The organism is Kitasatospora sp. NPDC030952 (assembly GCF_055571335.1).
On sequence record NZ_JBVIFM010000017.1, the window covers coordinates 127945 to 144905 of the forward strand.

12 protein-coding genes are annotated in these 16961 nt (G+C 72.4%); 6 read left to right on the forward strand and 6 right to left on the reverse strand.

The features are described from left to right. Positions 1-53: 53 nt before the first annotated feature. Complete coding sequence (locus tag ACZ47G_RS27060) at positions 54-2198, reverse strand: hypothetical protein (RefSeq protein ID WP_465746900.1); 2145 nt, start codon at positions 2196-2198, stop codon at positions 54-56. 23 nt (positions 2199-2221) lie between these two features. Beyond that, the gene (locus ACZ47G_RS27065) at positions 2222-2692 is read right to left on the reverse strand and encodes a hypothetical protein (RefSeq protein WP_465746902.1); all 471 of its coding nucleotides are present in this window, start codon (positions 2690-2692) and stop codon (positions 2222-2224) included. Between the two features lie 312 nt (positions 2693-3004). On the opposite strand from ACZ47G_RS27065, the gene ACZ47G_RS27070 reads away from it, so the two are divergent. The 4 genes from ACZ47G_RS27070 to ACZ47G_RS27085 all read left to right on the forward strand — a co-directional run bounded on the left by ACZ47G_RS27070 (position 3005) and on the right by ACZ47G_RS27085 (position 8882). Then, on the forward strand, positions 3005-4147 hold the full coding sequence (locus tag ACZ47G_RS27070) for a CaiB/BaiF CoA transferase family protein (protein ID WP_465747042.1): 1143 nt from the start codon (positions 3005-3007) through the stop codon (positions 4145-4147). Between the two features lie 2 nt (positions 4148-4149). Next, positions 4150-5292 (forward strand): acyl-CoA dehydrogenase family protein, encoded by a 1143-nt coding sequence (locus tag ACZ47G_RS27075; protein WP_465746904.1) that lies wholly within the window; start codon positions 4150-4152, stop codon positions 5290-5292. 134 nt (positions 5293-5426) lie between these two features. After that, complete coding sequence (locus tag ACZ47G_RS27080; RefSeq protein ID WP_380456317.1) at positions 5427-6641, forward strand: acetyl-CoA C-acetyltransferase; 1215 nt, start codon at positions 5427-5429, stop codon at positions 6639-6641. Positions 6642-6698: 57 nt separating this feature from the next. Further along, positions 6699-8882 (forward strand): 3-hydroxyacyl-CoA dehydrogenase NAD-binding domain-containing protein, encoded by a 2184-nt coding sequence (locus tag ACZ47G_RS27085; protein WP_465746907.1) that lies wholly within the window; start codon positions 6699-6701, stop codon positions 8880-8882. 85 nt (positions 8883-8967) lie between these two features. On the opposite strand, the gene ACZ47G_RS27090 is transcribed toward ACZ47G_RS27085, so the two are convergent. From ACZ47G_RS27090 to ACZ47G_RS27105, 4 genes are all read right to left on the reverse strand, one after another. Continuing rightward, complete coding sequence (locus ACZ47G_RS27090; RefSeq protein ID WP_465746909.1) at positions 8968-9756, reverse strand: MerR family transcriptional regulator; 789 nt, start codon at positions 9754-9756, stop codon at positions 8968-8970. A gap of 230 nt (positions 9757-9986) precedes the next feature. After that, the gene (locus ACZ47G_RS27095; RefSeq protein WP_465746911.1) at positions 9987-11105 is read right to left on the reverse strand and encodes an isopenicillin N synthase family dioxygenase; all 1119 of its coding nucleotides are present in this window, start codon (positions 11103-11105) and stop codon (positions 9987-9989) included. Positions 11106-11486: 381 nt separating this feature from the next. After that, on the reverse strand, positions 11487-12134 hold the full coding sequence (locus ACZ47G_RS27100) for a response regulator (protein WP_465746913.1): 648 nt from the start codon (positions 12132-12134) through the stop codon (positions 11487-11489). After that, the gene (locus ACZ47G_RS27105) at positions 12086-13537 is read right to left on the reverse strand and encodes a sensor histidine kinase (protein WP_465746915.1); all 1452 of its coding nucleotides are present in this window, start codon (positions 13535-13537) and stop codon (positions 12086-12088) included. The genes ACZ47G_RS27100 and ACZ47G_RS27105 overlap by 49 nt, the downstream gene beginning before the upstream one ends. Positions 13538-13808: 271 nt before the next feature. Between ACZ47G_RS27105 and ACZ47G_RS27110 the strand changes: the two genes are divergently transcribed. Both ACZ47G_RS27110 and ACZ47G_RS27115 read left to right on the forward strand, forming a co-directional pair. Continuing rightward, positions 13809-14534: an ABC transporter ATP-binding protein gene (locus ACZ47G_RS27110; protein WP_465746917.1), complete on the forward strand. Its 726-nt coding sequence runs from the start codon at positions 13809-13811 to the stop codon at positions 14532-14534. Then, positions 14531-16921, forward strand: a complete 2391-nt coding sequence (locus tag ACZ47G_RS27115) for an FtsX-like permease family protein (RefSeq protein WP_465746919.1) — start codon at positions 14531-14533, stop codon at positions 16919-16921. The genes ACZ47G_RS27110 and ACZ47G_RS27115 overlap by 4 nt, the downstream gene beginning before the upstream one ends. The last annotated feature ends 40 nt before the right edge of the window (positions 16922-16961 follow it).

Here is a 16961-nt window from a genome sequence, read left to right on the forward strand (position 1 = left end):
GGCGGACGCGGCGGGAGTGCCAGAGCATTCGTCAGGTTCAATGTCCATCGCTCTCACCCCTTGCCGAATGCGGCGTGGTACGCGTTGTCGATCCCGGTGTTGTAGAAGGGCCCCGCCTCAAGGAGCAGATGGTTCGTCACGGTGCCGGCGTGACCGGCGTCCGCCGGAGCGATGCCGTACTGGCTAGCCTTGCCAACGATCATCGCATCCAGCTCGGCGCGCCCCGCCGAGTAGCGGTCGCTCACGCTGGCCGCGGTGGCGCTGCTGATCGGCGCCTTGGCCTGCTCGGCCCACGAGGCGGTCCCGATGTCGACGAGGCGCTGCGCCGCGTCTCCCAGTGGCAGCACCTTCGAGACCCCGGGCATCAGAAAGTCCGGGGCCAGGTTCACGGGCGTGCCGATCGCGTGGTAGAGCATCCGCTGCTGCCAGTCGATGGCCGAATTCTTGGCATCCGCGTGGTCGGTGGCCGCGTTGACGAACGCGGCGTCGAGTCCGCCGAGGACCTTGGCAGACTGCTGCGAGAAGGCGGACAGGGTGTGGTTCGGGCGGCCCGTGGCATCGGGCTTGAAGTCCTCGGGCCCGTAGGTGTCGAGGCGGCGGGCGATCTCCTCGGTCTGCGACTTGTGGATGATCTGGAACGTGTCCGGATCCTCCAGGGCACCGCGGACCACGCGGAGGAGTTGCTCCGGCTTCGCAGTCAGTCCGTTCGGCTGCGATGGGCCTTGCAGATCGTTGCCCAGAATTCCGAACACATCCGGCGAGTAGTCGGCGAGCATCCTGGCCACCGGTCGGCGCAGGACTGTCGCCACCGAGGTTCGGTCGTCGGGCGTGGTGCCCCCGAGGGTCTTGAGCGTTTCGTCCATGATCCGTTGGCTGACCGGGTCGTGTGGTGCCGGGTGCTGGTTCCGGTCGGGGCCGTGGCTGGTGGTGGCGTCCTCCAGCATGTCCGCGAACAGCTTGTGGGACGTGTCACACAGGACGTCTGCGGGAAGCTTGCGCTCCTGGCCCTCGTCGAGCCAGCCGCGGTCCTTGAGGAGGTGGACCAGGTTCTTGTTCTGGCTGGGGTCAAGGAACGTCTGGGTCGTCTCCCGATCGCCCTTCATCATCCGCAGGAGCGGGGCCAGCGGGTCGCCCTTCCTGGGGTCCTCGTAGAAGGCAGGGCCCCACAGGTCCATGCCCTTGAGCTTGTTGTTGGCCTCGTAGTCGAGCAGGTCGGTGCCGACCCTGCGCACGAAGGCCTTGTCGAAGGTCCCCTTCGTCTCCATCAGCGTGGTGAGCGCCAGGTACGTGCCGTTCGGTCCGCCCGGACCGCGGGCGGCCCGGAAGAGCCCGTCCTCCCATTCCTTGCCCATCCCGTTGTCGCGGGTGCCGGTGGCGAGCACTACGGCCATGTTGCCGTAGACGTCTTGGTAGCCCTTGGCGTTGTGGTGGCCTTGCGCGAGGTCGCCGAGGATCTTGCTGTAGTCGAGGAAGGCTTCTGGGCCGGTTTGCCCATTGCACTGGAGGCCGGTGAGCAGTGTGGTCGCGAACTCCTTGTTCTCCGCGTTGGCGGCCAGCAGTGCCTGCAACTGCTGGAGTTCGTCATCGGAGAGGTCGTAGGCCTTGGAGATCAGGTCCTGCGCCCGCTTGGCGTCGGTGACCGGGCCGGTGCCGCCGGGGGTGGGGTTGAAGACGGCGTTGCTGGTGCCGATGTCGCTCTGGAGGTGGAGGGTGGCCCGCTGGTCGGCGGCGGTGGCCTTTTCGACGGCCTTGCCCAGACGGTCCGAGATTGCCTGGGACTTGGCGGCCATGTCCCGTGCCAGGACCTCGCTGTCCGTGTCGTTCCTCGCGTCCTTCGGGAGGGTCCAGCTCACGGTGCCGTCAGCCGAGACGCTCAGTCCCTGCGCCTGCGCGTCGTGGAGGGCCGTGTCCAGGTCGCGGCGGGCGGCGGTGAAGTCCTCGGCGGCGGTTTTCATGATCGCGGCGAGGGCGGTGGCGACGGCCGAGCCCTTCTTGAAGTCGTCGTCGATGCCCTGCAGCGCCTTGGTGGCGCTGTCGGCGGCGTCGCCCTTCCAGCCGGCCCGTTGCGCGGTGCTGGTGAGGTCCTTGCTGACCCGGCCGTCCAGGGCGGTGAGGGCCTTGGCGACCCCGGCCCATGCCTCGGCGGCGTCGGAGACCCCGGAGAAGTCGGCTTCGTGCAGTTCCTTGAAGGACACCATGTGTCCGTTCCCCCTTCTGACTTCTACCGGGTCGCGCGCAGATCGGCGGTGGTCGTGAGCTCGTTGGAGTGGTAGTTCTGCCGAGTCTGGTCGAGGCCGGTGGCGGCGTTGTCGACCTTGTCGTGCAGGGTCTTGCACTGCTGGAGCCACCGTTCGGTGCTGCTGGTGAGGGCGCCACCGAAGGAGAAGCCGCGGATCTTGGTGGCGGCGGTGCTCGCGTACTCGGTGAGGCTGTGCGCGCCGGGACCGGCCTTGGCGTTGGCGTTGTCGAGGTCGGTGGCGATCTGCCGGGCGAGTCCGGCGGAGGCGGTGAGCTCGTACGGGGTGTCCAGCCGGCTGGTGACCTTGCCGGGCGGAATGAAGGGGAGTGGCGGCACGGTGGTGCCGTTGTCGGCCGGCGCGGGAACGGCGTACGGCGATTTCTTGGCCGCCGTGCTCGGCATCGGGTCCGTCGCCGGGGCGACCGGTCCGGTGGTGAAGTACGGGCTGCCCATGTGTGTGTCCTCCCCTGGACGTTGGGGGGTTCGTGTACCCCCGCGACATGACGACCGTACAGGTCGGCTCCGTCAGTGCACCGACGCACCCTCCGTGCCGTCGGCCGCACTGGGTGTGATCGATTCCATCAGGGCTTCGGCGGGGGTGAATTGGCGACACGGGCCCGGGGTCGAGGGCTTGTTACCGGCCGGTCGCTTGCCTATCATCGCGAGTGTTACAGCTTTACTGTCAAACCCCGGAGGGTTCTGCAGCCAGTGCGTGACACAAGCAGTCCGGTGGCCGGTGCGGGCGGGCCGGGGCCGTTGGCGGGTGTGCGGGTGGTCGAGCTCGCCGGGATCGGGCCGGGGCCGTTCGCGGCGATGCTGTTGGGTGATCTCGGGGCGGACGTGGTGCGGGTGGACCGCCCGGAGCCGTCGCCGCTCGGCACCGATCCGGCGTACGACCTCACCAACCGGAACAAGCGCTCGGTGCTGGTCGACCTCAAGTCGCCCGAGGGGCCCGGCCTGGTGCTGGACCTGGTCGAGCGGGCCGACCTGCTGATCGAGGGCTACCGGCCCGGGGTGGCGGAGCGGCTCGGCGTGGGCCCGGAGGCGTGTCTGGCGCGCAATCCGGCGCTGGTGTACGGGCGGATGACCGGCTGGGGCCAGCAGGGGCCGCGGGCCGCCACCGCCGGGCACGACCTCGGGTACGCGGCGGTGGCCGGGGTGCTCGGGCTGGTCGCCTCGCCGGGCGGGGCCGACGCGCCGCCCGGGATCCCGGCGAACCTGCTGGGCGACTACGCGGGCGGCTCGCTCTACCTGGTCGTCGGCCTGCTGGCCGGGCTGCACCACGCCCGTACCACCGGGGCCGGGCAGGTGGTCGACGCCGCGATCGTGGACGGTGCGGCCCACCTCGGCAGCATGCTGTGGGGGCTGTTGGCGGCCGGCCACTGGCAGGACCGCCGGGGCGTCAACCTGCTGGACGGCGGTGCACCCTTCTACGCGATCTACCGGGCCGCCGGCGGCGGGCACCTCGCGGTGGGCGCACTGGAGCCGCGGTTCTACGCCGAGTTCGCCCGCCTGCTGGAGCTGGGCCCGGACGCGCCCGGTCAGTACGACCTCGCCCGCTGGCCCGAACTGCGCGCCCTGATCGCGGCCCGCTTCGCCACCCGGACCAGGGGCGAGTGGGAGGCCGTCTTCGCCGGCTCGGACGCCTGCGTGGAACCGGTGCTGACGATGCGTCAGGCAGCCGGCGAGGCGCACCTGTCGGCCCGCGGCACCTATGTCGAGGCGGACGGCGTGACCCAGCCCGCCCCCGCCCCGCGCTTCTCCGCCACCCCCGGCGCGCTGCGCCGCCCACCGGCCCGGCCGGGGGCGGACACCGCCGAGGTGGCCCGGGAGTGGGGTGTTCCGGCGCTCCGGCCCGCGAGCAGCGCCACCGAATCCGTCAACTCAGCGGCAGAACAAGGGGAGTAGCGTTGCAGCGCGAGATCTTCACCCAGCAGCACGAGGACTTCCGGGCCACCGTGAAGGCCTTCCTCGCCAAGGAGGTGCTGCCGCACTACGACCGCTGGGAGAAGGCGGGCATCGTCGACCGCTCCGTCTGGCTGGCGGCCGGGCGGCAGGGGCTGCTCGGGATGGCCGTGCCCGAGGAGTTCGGCGGTGGCGGCGCCCCGGACTTCCGCTATGCCGCCGTGCTGGCTGAGGAGTTCGCCCGGGCCGGGGCCTCCGGGCTGGCGATCGGGCTGCACAACGACATCATCGGCCCGTACCTCACCTCGCTCGCCACCGAGGAGCAGAAGCGCCGCTGGCTGCCGGGCTTCTGCAGCGGCGAGCTGATCACCGCGATCGCGATGACCGAGCCGGGCACCGGCTCCGACCTCCAGGGCATCCGCACCCAGGCGGTCGACCAGGGTGACCACTTCCTGCTCAACGGCGCCAAGACCTTCATCTCCAACGGCATCCTGGCCGACCTGGTCATCGTGGTCGCCCGGACCACGCCCGAGGGCGGCGCGCACGGGCTGAGCCTGCTGGCCGTCGAGCGCGGCACGCCCGGGTTCGAGCGCGGCCGGAACCTGGACAAGATCGGCCAGAAGGCCCAGGACACCGCCGAGTTGTTCTTCGAGGACGTCCGGGTGCCGAAGGAGAACCTGCTCGGCGAGCTCAACGGCGGCTTCGTCCACCTGATGCAGAACCTCGCCCAGGAGCGGCTGACCATCGCCGCCGCGGCGATCGCCGGCGCCGAGTACCTGGTGGAGATCACCACCGACTACGTCAAGCAGCGCGAGGCCTTCGGCCGTCCGCTGGCCAAGCTCCAGCACGTCCGCTTCGAGATCGCCGAACTGGCCACCGAGTGCGCGATCACCCGGACCTTCGTCGACCGCTGCATCATCGAGCACAACCGCTACGCGCTCACCCCGGCCGACGCCTCGATGGCCAAGTGGTGGGCCACCGAACTGCAGAAGCGCACGGCCGACCGCTGCCTCCAACTCCACGGCGGCTACGGGTACATGAGCGAGTTCCCGGTCGCCCGGGCGTTCACCGACGGTCGGATCCAGACGATCTACGGCGGCACCACCGAGATCATGAAGGAGATCGTCGGCCGCTCCATCCTCGGCTGAGCCCCGCCATCCTCGGCTGAGCCCCGCCCGGCGCCGCCGCCCCTACCCCAGGTCCCGTCCGGCGCCGCCCGCTCCCCAGGCCCCGGAAGGCCTCCGGACCCGCAGGAACCCTCGCCCCGAAAGGCATCCCCATCGTGACCACCGAAGCGTACGTCTACGACGCGATCCGCACCCCGCGCGGCCGCGGCAAGGCCACCGGCTCGCTGCACGGCACCAAGCCGATCGACCTGGTCGTCGGTCTGATCCACGAACTGCGCCGCCGTTACCCCGAGTTGGACCCGGCCGCGATCGACGACATCGTGCTCGGCGTGGTCAGCCCGATCGGCGACCAGGGCTCCGACATCGCCCGGATCGCCGCCATCGCGGCCGGTCTGCCCGACACGGTGGCCGGCGTCCAGGAGAACCGCTTCTGCGCCTCCGGCCTGGAAGCCGTCAACCTGGCCGCCGCCAAGGTCCGTTCGGGCTGGGAGGACCTGATCCTGGCCGGCGGCGTGGAGTCGATGTCCCGGGTCAAGATGGCCTCCGACGGCGGCGCCTGGTTCGCCGACCCGATGACCTCGTACGAGACCAACTTCGCCCCGCAGGGCATCGGCGCCGACCTCATCGCCACCATCGGCGGCTTCTCCCGCACCGACGTGGACGCCTTCGCCGCCGAGTCCCAGGCCCGCGCCGCCAAGGCCCAGGCGGACGGCCTGTTCGACCGCTCGGTGGTCCCGGTCCGCGACCGCAACGGCCTGGTCGTGCTGGAGCGCGACGAGTTCATCCGCCCCGGCACCACCGTCGAGACCCTGGCCGCCCTCAAGCCGTCCTTCGCCGCGATCGGCGAGGCCGGCGGCTTCGACGCCGTCGCCCTGCAGAAGTACCACTGGGTGGAGGCCATCGACCACGTCCACCACGCGGGCAACTCCTCCGGCATCGTGGACGGCGCCGCGCTCGTCGCGATCGGCAACCGCGAGGTCGGCGAACGGTACGGGCTGCGCCCGCGCGCCCGGATCGTCTCCGCCGCCGTCTCCGGCTCCGAGCCGACCATCATGCTCACCGGCCCCGCCCCGGCCACCCGCAAGGCGCTCGCCAAGGCCGGGCTCACCGCCGCCGACATCGACCTGGTCGAGATCAACGAGGCCTTCGCGGCGGTCGCCCTGCGCTTCATCGGCGAACTCGGCTTCCGGCCCGACCAGGTGAACGTCAACGGCGGCGCGATCGCCCTCGGCCACCCGCTCGGCGCCACCGGCGCGATGCTGCTCGGCACCGTCGTCGACGAGCTGGAGCGGCGCGACCTGCGCTACGGCCTGATCACCCTGTGCGTGGGCGGTGGCATGGGCGTCGCCACCATCGTCGAGCGCGTCTGACCACCCCGCCCCCGCAGACCGGTAGAGCAGACCGGTAGACCTGGAGACCGTGAACTCATGAGCGACACCACCACCATCCGCTGGGAGCAGGACCAGGACGGCGTGGTCACCCTCGTCCTCGACGACCCCACCCAGTCCGTCAACACCATGAACGAGGCCTTCACGGCCGACTTCGAGACCGTGGTCCAGCGGCTGGCGAGCCTGGGGGACGCGCTGCGCGGCGTGATCGTCACCTCCGGCAAGAGGACCTTCTTCGCCGGCGGCGACCTGCGGATGCTCTCCGCGGCGCGCCCCGAGGAGGCCGAGGCCGTCTTCGAGAAGTCCATGCGGATCAAGCGCTCGCTGCGCACGCTGGAGACCCTCGGCAAGCCGGTCGTCGCCGCCGTCAACGGCAGCGCGCTCGGCGGCGGACTGGAGATCGCCCTCGCCTGCCACCACCGGATCGCCCTGGACACCCCCGCCAGCCGGATCGGCCTGCCCGAGGTCACCCTCGGCCTGCTGCCGGGCGGCGGCGGTGTGGTCCGTACGGTGCGGCTGTTCGGCATCACCGACGCCCTGCTGAAGTTCCTGCTGCAGGGCCGCCAGTACCGCCCGGCGCAGGCGCTGGAGCACGGCCTGGTGCACGAACTGGTCGACACCCCGGAGGAGTTGACCGCGCGGGCGAAGGCCTGGATCGAGGCCAACCCGACCGCCGTCCAACCCTGGGACGTCAAGGGCTACAAGATCCCCGGCGGCACCCCGGCCACCCCCGCCTTCGCCGCCAACCTGCCCGCCTTCCCGGCCAATCTGCGCAAGCAGCTCAACGGCGCCCCCTACCCGGCCCCGCGCAACGTGCTGGCGGCGGCCGTGGAGAGCAGCCAGGTCGACGTCGACACTGCGATGGCGATCGAGGCCCGTTACTTCACCGAGCTGGCCTGCGGGCAGACCAGCAAGAACATGATCCAGGCGCTGTTCTTCGACATGCAGGCGGTCAACTCCGGTGCCGGGCGCCCCAAGGACGTCGAGAAGCGGCCGGTCCGCAAGGTCGCGGTGCTCGGCGCCGGGATGATGGGCGCCGGCATCGCCTACGCCTGCGCCAAGGCCGGCATCGAGGTCGTGCTCAAGGACGTCAGCGCGGAGGCCGCCGAACGCGGGAAGGCCTACTCCGAGGGCCTGTTGAACAAGGCCATCGCCCGCGGCCGCTCCACCGAGGCCAAGCGCGACGCCCTGCTCGCCCGGATCACCCCCACCTCCGAGGCCGCCGACCTGGCCGACTGCGACGCGGTGATCGAGGCGGTCTTCGAGAACACCGAGCTCAAGCACAAGGTGTTCCAGGAGATCGAGGGCGTGGTCGCCCCCGACGCGCTGCTCTGCTCCAACACCTCCACCCTGCCGATCGGCGTACTCGCCGAAGGCGTCCAGCGCACCGGCGACTTCATCGGCCTGCACTTCTTCTCGCCGGTCGACAAGATGCGCCTGGTCGAGATCATCCGCGGCCCGCAGACCGGCGACGAGGCGCTCGCCCGCGCCTTCGACCTGGTCCGGCAGATCGACAGGACGCCGATCGTGGTCAACGACTCGCGGGGCTTCTTCACCTCCCGGGTGATCGGCCAGTTCCTCAACGAGGGCGTCGCCATGGTCGGCGAGGGCATCCACCCGTCCTCGATCGAGCAGGCCGCCGCCCAGGCCGGCTACCCCGCCAAGGTGCTCTCCCTGATGGACGAGCTCACCCTCACCCTGCCGCGCAAGATCCGCGACGAGTACCGGCTCGCGGTCGAGTCCGCCGGCGGGACCTGGACCCCGCACCCGGCGGACGCCGTGGTGGACCGGATGGTCGACGAGTTCGGCCGCCCCGGGCGCAGCGGCGGCGCGGGCTTCTACGAGTACGGCGAGGACGGCAAGCGCGGCCGGCTCTGGCCGGGGCTGCTGGAGCACTTCTCCGTCGCGGGCTCCACCGATCCCTCCGAGGTCCCGTTCGAGGACCTCAAGGAGCGGATGCTGTTCAGCGAGGCGATCGACTCGGTGCGCTGCCTGGCGGAGGGCGTGCTCACCTCGGTCGCCGACGCCAACGTGGGCTCGATCCTGGGCATCGGCTTCCCGGCCTGGACGGGCGGCGTCTTCCAGTACATCAACGGGTACGAGGGCGGCCCGGCCGGCTTCGCGGCCCGCGCCCGCGAACTCGCGGCCGCGTACGGCGAGCGGTTCGCGCCGCCGGCGCTGCTGGAGCGGATCGCGGCGGAGGGGCGGACCTTCACCGACTGACCGGGTGGGCCCCTGCGGGCCCGGGCCACGTAGGCCTGGGCCCCGTAGGCCCGGGACTGGAGGTCCGGGACTGGGACTCGGGGGGTCAGGGTGAGGCCGTGCCGCGTGCGGGTGCGGCCTCACCCGGTTCCCCGCTCAGTTCCTCGCCCAACTCCTCACCCAACTCCTCGCGCAAGGACCGCTGGAACGCGGTGACCAGCGCCTGCGCCACCATCGGCTGGATGTGGTCGGTCAGCTCCTTCATCCGGGCCAGCTCCGCCGGATCCGGCTCGCTCTCCCGGTACGGCTTCCACACCGTCTCCCGGAACAGCCGCTGCAACTCCCGCGCCGTCGCCCGGCTGTGCTCCACCACCACCGCGCGGGCGGCCAGCAGCGTCTCCAGCGGGATCGGCACGTCCAGGATCCGTACGCCCAACGGCAGCAGGCCCGGGTCCGCCCGGAACACCTCGGGGTCGGCCGTGCGCTCCAGCGCCCCCATCGCGACCAGGCGTTCCACCTGCTCCTCCGACAGCCCCCGACCGGCGCGCCGCTCCAACTGCGCCCGGCCCACCTCCTCGGCCGCCTCCGGCGTCCAGGACGCCACCAGCGCCCGGTGGATCGCCAGGCCCAGCGGGGTGCTGTCCTCGGGCAGCCGGGCCAGGTACCGCTCGATCGCGGCCAGCGTCAGCCCCTGCCGCTGCAACTCCTCGATCAGCCCCAGCCGGTCCAGGTGCGCGGCCCCGTACAGGCCCACCCGCCGCGGCCCCAGCTCGGGAGGCGGCAGCAACCCCTTCGTGCCGTAGAACCGCACGGTCCGCACCGTCACCCCGGCCCGCGCCGCCAACTCGTCGACCGTCAGCCGCACCTCGCCCACCCCGGCGCCGTGCTCCCCCATCTGCTGCCTCCCGCGCTGGCACATTCCTGCTGTGACAGCAGCAGTGTGACAGTGCGGTTCGATCAGGTCCATCGGACGGGGTGACGGGGGCAGCCGCAGCGACGGACCGGCACGCGCCCCGGTGTACGGGGGAGCGCCGGTCCGGTCGGGCGAGGCCGGTGGGTGGGTGGGTGGGTGGGTGGGACGAGGCTGGTGGGTCAGGTGAGGCAAGCGGGTCGGGCCAGGCTGGGTCAGGCGAGGGCGGCGTGGTGGCGGCGGGTGACCTCGGGGTGGGCTCGGGTGTAGCCCTTCCACTCGTTGAATCCGAAGTCGGCGAAGAGGGGGTTGGCCGGGTCCTCGGTGGCGCCGGGGGCGTGGTGGGCGAGGGGGAAGTCGAGCGGCGCGATGTGGGCGTCGAGCCGGGGGTTGTAGAAGAACGGGACGGAGTAGCGCTCGCGGGCTCCGGCCGGGCTGACCACCCGGTGGCTGGTGGCCTTGAGGTAACCGTCGGTGGCCACCTCCAGGAGCTCGCCGAGGTTGACCACGAAGGCGCCGTCGAGCGGCGGGACGTCCAGGAAGGTGCCGTCCGGGCGCTCGACCTGGAGTCCGCCGACGGTGTCCTGGAGCAGCAGGGTGATGAACCCGTAGTCCTTGTGGGCGCCGACGCCCTGACCGGCGCCGTCCGGGGCGGTGCCGGGGTAGCGGACCAGCTTGAGGCGCAGGTGGGGGTGGCCGGCGAAGGCGTCGTCGTAGAAGTCGGGGCGGGCGCCGATCGCGGTGAGGAGTTCGTGCAGCAGGCGCTGGGCGATCGTGCCGAGGTGGTCGATCCAGCCCAGGGCGGCGGTGCGCAGTTCGGGGAGCGCGGCCGGCCACTGGTTGGGGCCCTCCAGCCACCAGTACGGGGGCTCGCCGGTGCCGGGGGTGTGCGGGGGCAGCTCGGCGCCGATGTCCAGCTGGTCGCGCCAGTCCTGGCTGCCGCCGGTGCGCTCGTCGCCGGTACGGGTGTAGCCGCGGTAGTGGGGGGAGTTGAGGTTGCTCACGGAGAGCCGGTCGGCCTCGGGGAGGGCGAAGAAGGCGCGCATGGCTCCGGTGAGCGCGGCCGTTTCCTCCGGGGTGATGCCGTGGCCGACGAGCTGGAAGAAGCCGACGCCGGTGGCCGCGGCGCGGAGTTCGTCGTGCAGTCGGCGGCGGTCCTCCGGGCTGCCGTCGGCGAGCGAGAGGTCGATCACCGGGAGGGCCTCGGGGCGGGTCCCTGGACCTGCTTCGGCACCAGCCGCGGGGCGGGCCGCAGGGTGGGTGGCGGGGCGGGGCTCGGGGCGGGGCTCCGGGGTGGCGCTGGTTCCGGATATGGGCGTGTGCTGCTGCGTCATGTGTGACATCCGCTGGTCTCGTCCCGGCTGGTCCCGGTGGTCGACCAGGGGAGGCCGGAGCCGCGCCTGGTGCGGCGGGTGCTCCGGAAGCCGGGAGGTGGTGGCGGCCGCTCGGGGCCGCCATGAGGGTGGGTGGCGCGAGGTTCAGCCGGAGCGTCGACAGGACATGCTCGTCACGCGGAGCAGGTCCACGTGGCGGCGGCGAACAAGGATGAGCACCTCACCAGCGTAGATGACCCGTTCGGTGGCGGGCGAACCCCCCTGCGGCGGAAGGTCGCCCGTCACTTGTCAGGGATCGGTCACATTGGGTGTCTCCTGGGCGGGGTGGCGTCGAGTGTGGCTTGGGATCGAGGGCTGCCAGGCGTTTGTCATCGAGGGCTGTCAGGCGTTGTTGAGGTAGGCCAGGACGGCCAGGACGCGACGGTTGTCGTCATCGGAGGGCTGGAGGTCGAGCCGGACGAAGATCGACGCGGTGTGCTTGGCGACCGCTCGCTCGGTGATGACCAGCTGCTGGGCGATCGCCGCGTTCGAGCGGCCCTCGGCCATCAGCCCCAGCACCTGCCGCTCCCGTGGGGAGAGGGTGGAGACCGGGCCGGCCGAGGAGTTGTGGGTCAGCAGCCGGGTGATCACCTCCGGATCCATCGCGGTACCGCCCTGGGCGACCCGCCGGATGGCGTCCAGGAACTGCGCGCCGTCCAGCACGCGGTCCTTGAGCAGGTAGCCGATACCGCCCGAGCTGCCCGCCAGCAGCTCGCGGGCGTAGAGCTGCTCCACGAACTGCGACAGCACCAGCACGGGCAGGCCCGGGTGGGCCTGCCGGGCCGCCAGCGCCGCGCGCAGCCCCTCGTCCGTGAAGCTCGGCGGCAGTCGTACGTCGACCACGGCGATGTCGGGCCGGTCGGCGGCCACCGCGGTGAGCAGCTGCTCGCCGTTCTCGACCGCCGCGGTGACCTTCATGCCGTTGGCCTCCAGTAGCCGGGTCAGCCCGTCCCGGAGGAGGAAGAGGTCTTCCGCGATGACAACGCGCACGGGATCTCCAGGTTCACAATGGTCGGTCCACCGGACGGGCTGCTGATCGCGAGCACCCCGTCGAAGGCGGCCAGTCGCCGTTCGGTTCCGCTGAGGCCGGTGCCCTGGGACGGGTCCGCGCCTCCGCGCCCGTCGTCGGTGACCGATATCCGCAGCAGCCCGTCACTGTGCCCTATCTCGATCCATACGTGCGAGGCCCCGGAGTGTTTCACCGCGTTGGCCAGCAGTTCGCTCACCGCGAAGTAGGCGGCCGACTCCACCGGAGCCGGGGCCCGGCCGGGCAGGCTGCCGGCGAAGGTGACCGGCAGCGGCAGGTCCAGCGCGGTCGCCTCCACCGCGTCGGCCAGGCCTCGGTCGGCCAGCACCGGTGGGTGGATGCCCCGGACCAGGTCTCGCAGTTCGCTCAGCGCCTTCACCGAGGAGGTCCGGGCCTCGACCAGCAGTGGCCCGAGGGCCTCCGGATCGTGCTTCACCTGCTCGGCGACGGTCAGCAGCATGCCCAGCGCCACCAGCCGGGCCTGCGCGCCGTCGTGGAGGTCCCGCTCGATCCGGCGCAGCTCGGCCGCCCCGGCGTCGATGGTGTCCGCCCTGGTGCGCGACAGGTGGCTGACCTGGCGGGCGAGTTCGGTCCGCCGGGACGGTCCGAGCAGGGACCGGGCGGCCTTCTCGTGCATCCGCAGCACGGGCGGCGCGGCCCACAGGATCGCGAACGGGGCCATCCAGACACCCATGCCGTAGACGATCACCAGCGGGAACAGCAGCCCGTTCCGCCCGAAGATCTCCATGGCGACCGGAGCCAACAGCACGGTCGCGGCCGTGAACAGCACGGTGAGTCCGCTGAGGAGCGCCCAGGCGAGGTCCCGCCAGGTCGCCGGGTCGGCCAGCCAGCCGCCGGACCACAGTCGCTCCCAGGAGCCGCCCCCGCCGGTCGGGCGGCGGTACGGCGCCGGGATCGGCTGCCCGCTCCACCGGTCGACGACCCGCCGGGTCTCGGTGGCGATCCAGCGTGCGCCGAACAGCCCGAGCACCAGGAGCGAGGGCGCCAGCCAGAGCGAGACGGACCGCCCGCCGGGGGCGGCGCCGCCGTACAGGTGGGTGGCCGTCACCGCGAGCGCGCCGGGGGCGAACAGGACGGCTCCGATCGCCCGCCCGCCACCGCCGGTGGCCCAGCAGAGCGCCCACAGGGCGACCGGGCCCAGTGGCACCGCCAGGATCAGCGGGCCGCCCAGGCCGAACGGCCGGGACTCGTCGGGCCCGAGCAGCGCGGCGCCGAGCAGGACCGGGCCGGCCAGCAGCGAGATCAGGCCCGTCACGGCCAACGTCACCACGTACCAGGCGCGCGCGCCGTCCGCACAGGCCCGGCTCACCCGCCGGGCCGCCCGGCCGATCTCTTCTGCCCTCATGTCGCGCCCCCTCCGTCCTGAGCCCCGCCGAGGGCTCGAAGCCTGGGTTCCGGAGACCCCGTCGGCCTCTGTCCCGATCTTTCGCTGAGTCAGTCTGCCCCGCCCGCAAGCCCGACGCTCTAGGCCTGAACACCCAGTTCGAGGTGTATCTGGATACACCCCCGGGACGCCGCTTAGACGGCTGTCCGCACCCGGTCGCGGATTCGTAGCGTGATGTTCCGTCAGCCGGCCCGGGTCTCCCCGGTGCCGGACCCCGAACCGTGGAGGGCCCGTGAACGCGCCGATCATCAGGATCCGTGGCGTCAGCAAGACGTACGACGGAACCGACGCCGCCCGTCCGGCTCTGGCCGAACTCGACCTCGAGGTGCGGGCCGGAGAGGCGCTGGCCGTGCTCGGCCGCTCGGGCAGTGGCAAGTCCACGCTGCTGAACCTGATCGCCGGCCTCGACCGCCCGAGCGAGGGCGGGGTCGAGGTGGACGGCGTGGCCGTCCACGAGCTCGGCGAGGCCGCGCTCGCCGAGTACCGGCGGACGCGGATCGGCATGGTGTTCCAGTTCTTCAACCTGCTGGACGACCTGAACGTGGAGGACAACGTGCTGCTCCCGGCCCAACTCGCCGGGATGCGGCGGGAGCAGGCCCGGGCCCGGGCCGGGGAGCTGCTGGAGCGGCTCGGGGTGGCCCGGCACGCCAAGGCCTTCCCGGGTCGGCTCTCCGGCGGTGAGCGCCAACGCGTCGCGGTGGCGAGGGCGCTGATGAACCGCCCGCCGCTGCTGCTGGCGGACGAACCCACCGGGGCGCTGGACAGCACCTCCGCCGCCGACGTCCGCGACCTGCTCCGCCAGCTCAACGCGGAGGGCCAGACGATCCTGCTGGTCACCCATGACACCGCGCTCGCCGAGGCCTGTGCCGACCGGACGATCGAGCTGCTCGACGGCCGCCTGGTCCGGGACACGGCCGCCGTCCAGGCGGCCGGCGGCCGGAGTGGAGGGGGCGCATGAACGCGATGGGAAAGGTGGTCCGGGCCGGGGTCGGTCGCAAGCGGGTGCAGACCCTGGTGATGGTGCTCACCACGATGATGTCCGTGACGGCCTGCATCCTCGCCCTCGGGCTGCTGGTCGCCGCCCAGGCCCCGTACGAGCGCTCCTTCACCGACCAGCACGGCGCGCACCTCAACGTGCTGTACGACCAGGCCAAGGCGAGCCCCGCCCAACTCGCCGCGGCCGCGCACGCGCCCGGGGTGACGGCCTCGTCCGGGCCCTACCCGGCGGTCACCCTCCAGCCGCGGGCCGGCCAGGACACCAGGATCCCGCCGGCCGGCAGCCTGCTGCCCCCGATGACGCTGGTCGGCCGGGCGCAGGACGGCCCGATGGACGACCTGCGGATCACCATGGGCCGCTGGGTCGCGGGCCCCGGCGAGGTGGTGTTCCTGAACGGGCACTCACCGCTGGCGGTCGGGGACAGCGCGCAGTTCCCTGATCTGCCCGGGCACCCGACGCTCAAGGTCGTCGGCCTGGCCGACTCGGTCTCCTGGAGCGCGGACGGCTGGGTCGCCCCCGAACAGGTGGCCGGGCTGACGGCGCCGGGCACCACGCCCGCCGCCCAGTACCTCTACCGCTTCGCCCACGCCGGCAGCGATGCCGAGGTGGAGGCCGACCATGCGGCGATCGCCGCCGCCGTGCCGGGCGGCGCGCTCATCAAGGCGACCACCAACCGGCCCGCCCAGGCGGAGGCGAACCGGACGGCCTCGACCTTCGTCCCCTTCGTCACGGCCTTCGGGGTGCTCGGCCTGGCCATGTCGGTGCTGATCATCGGCGTCGTGGTCAGCGGCGCGGTGAGCGCCGCCACCCGGCGGATCGGCATCCTCAAGTCCCTGGGCTTCACCCCGGCCCAGGTGGCGCGCGCCTACGTCGGCCAGGCGCTGATCCCCGCCGGGATCGGCACCGCGCTGGGCGTGGTCGGGGGCAACCTGCTGTCCGTGCCGGTGCTCGGAATCGCCCACAAGGCGCTGCGCGGAGGGCTGCTGGGCATCCCGACCTGGGTGGACGTGGTGGTCGCGGTGGCGGCCCTGGGGGCGGTGGCCGGCACCGCGCTGGTGCCCGCGCTGAGGGCCGGACGGCTGCGCACGGTGGAGGCGCTCGCGGTCGGCCGGACGGCGCCGGGCGCCAAGCGGGCGGCCTCCGGGGGCGCGTCGGGCCGGGCCACAGCGGCCGGCCTGCCGACCCGGATGCAGAACCTGATCGGCCGGCTGCCGGTGCCGCGCGCCCTCAGCCTCGGGCTGGCGTCCCCGCTGAACCGGCCGGGCCGCTCGGCGACCACCGCCGCCGCGGTGGTGCTCGGCACGGTCGGGGTCACCCTCTGCGTCGGTCTGACGCTCTCCCTGGGCTCGCTCCAGAACGGCCTGACGGCCGACCGCGGGGGCAAGGTCGTGGTCCAGGCCCCGTTCGACGGCTCCAAGCCCGTCGACCACGTGGACGAGGCGGCCGTGCGGAAGGCGATCGAGTCCCGCCCCGGCACCCGGGCCTGGTACAGCAGCGTGCCGACTTCGGCCACCGTGGCCGGGAACACCGGACGCTCCCAGCTGGTCGCCTTCACCGGCGATGCCTCCTGGAGCGGCTTCCAGCTGGTCACGGGTCGCTGGTTCCACGGCCCCGGCGAGGTGGTGGTCGGCGCCGCCTTCCTGCGGGCCAACCAGGCGAAGGTCGGTGACATCGTCACCCTCACGGACCACGGGCGCAGCACCCCGGCGAAGATCACCGGCGAGGTCCTGACCGTCGAGGATCTGCTGTTCATGGACCGGGCCTCGCTGGATCCGCTCGGCGGCGCGGTCCACCCCGAAGCGCTCTCCTTCCACATCGACCTCACCCAGGGCACCGACGCCAAGGCCTACGCCGACGGGCTGGACGCGGTGGTGGAACCGATGGGGCTGAGCGCCGACCCCGGAGAGGACCACCTCAACATCGTGGTGCTGGCGATGAACACCCTGGCGGGCATGCTCACACTGCTGCTCTCCGTGGTGGCCGGGCTCGGGGTGCTCAACACGGTGCTGCTGGACACCAGGGAACGGGTGCACGACCTCGGGGTGCTCAAGGCGCTCGGGATGTCGCCTCGACAGACCATCGGCATGGTGCTCACCTCGGTCTGCGGCAGCGGCTTGCTGGCCGGGCTGATCGGGGTCCCGATCGGGATCGCGGTGCACCATCTGGTGATGCCCGCGATGGCCCGCGCAGCCGGGATCGGGGTGCCGGACGAGGACCTCACGGTGTTCGCCCCGTCGGTGGTGGGGCCGCTGATACTCGGCGGCCTGGTGCTGGCGCTGCTCGGCGCCCTCCTGCCGGCCACCTGGGCCGCCCGCACCCGGACGGTCACGGCGCTGCGGACGGAGTGACAGTGGGGACGGAGTGACAGCGGGGGACGGAGTGACAGTG

What these genes read in the sequence shown, in the direction of transcription:
- ACZ47G_RS27065 (WP_465746902.1), bottom strand. Translation starts at nt 2,692, where the DNA reads ATGGGCAGCCCGTACTTCACCACCGGACCGGTCGCCCCGGCGACGGAC.
- ACZ47G_RS27085 (WP_465746907.1), top strand. Translation starts at nt 6,699, where the DNA reads ATGAGCGACACCACCACCATCCGCTGGGAGCAGGACCAGGACGGCGTG.
- ACZ47G_RS27115 (WP_465746919.1), top strand. Translation starts at nt 14,531, where the DNA reads ATGAACGCGATGGGAAAGGTGGTCCGGGCCGGGGTCGGTCGCAAGCGG.
- ACZ47G_RS27090 (WP_465746909.1), bottom strand. Translation starts at nt 9,756, where the DNA reads ATGGGGGAGCACGGCGCCGGGGTGGGCGAGGTGCGGCTGACGGTCGAC.
- ACZ47G_RS27095 (WP_465746911.1), bottom strand. Translation starts at nt 11,105, where the DNA reads ATGACGCAGCAGCACACGCCCATATCCGGAACCAGCGCCACCCCGGAG.
- ACZ47G_RS27060 (WP_465746900.1), bottom strand. Translation starts at nt 2,198, where the DNA reads ATGGTGTCCTTCAAGGAACTGCACGAAGCCGACTTCTCCGGGGTCTCC.
- ACZ47G_RS27105 (WP_465746915.1), bottom strand. Translation starts at nt 13,537, where the DNA reads ATGAGGGCAGAAGAGATCGGCCGGGCGGCCCGGCGGGTGAGCCGGGCC.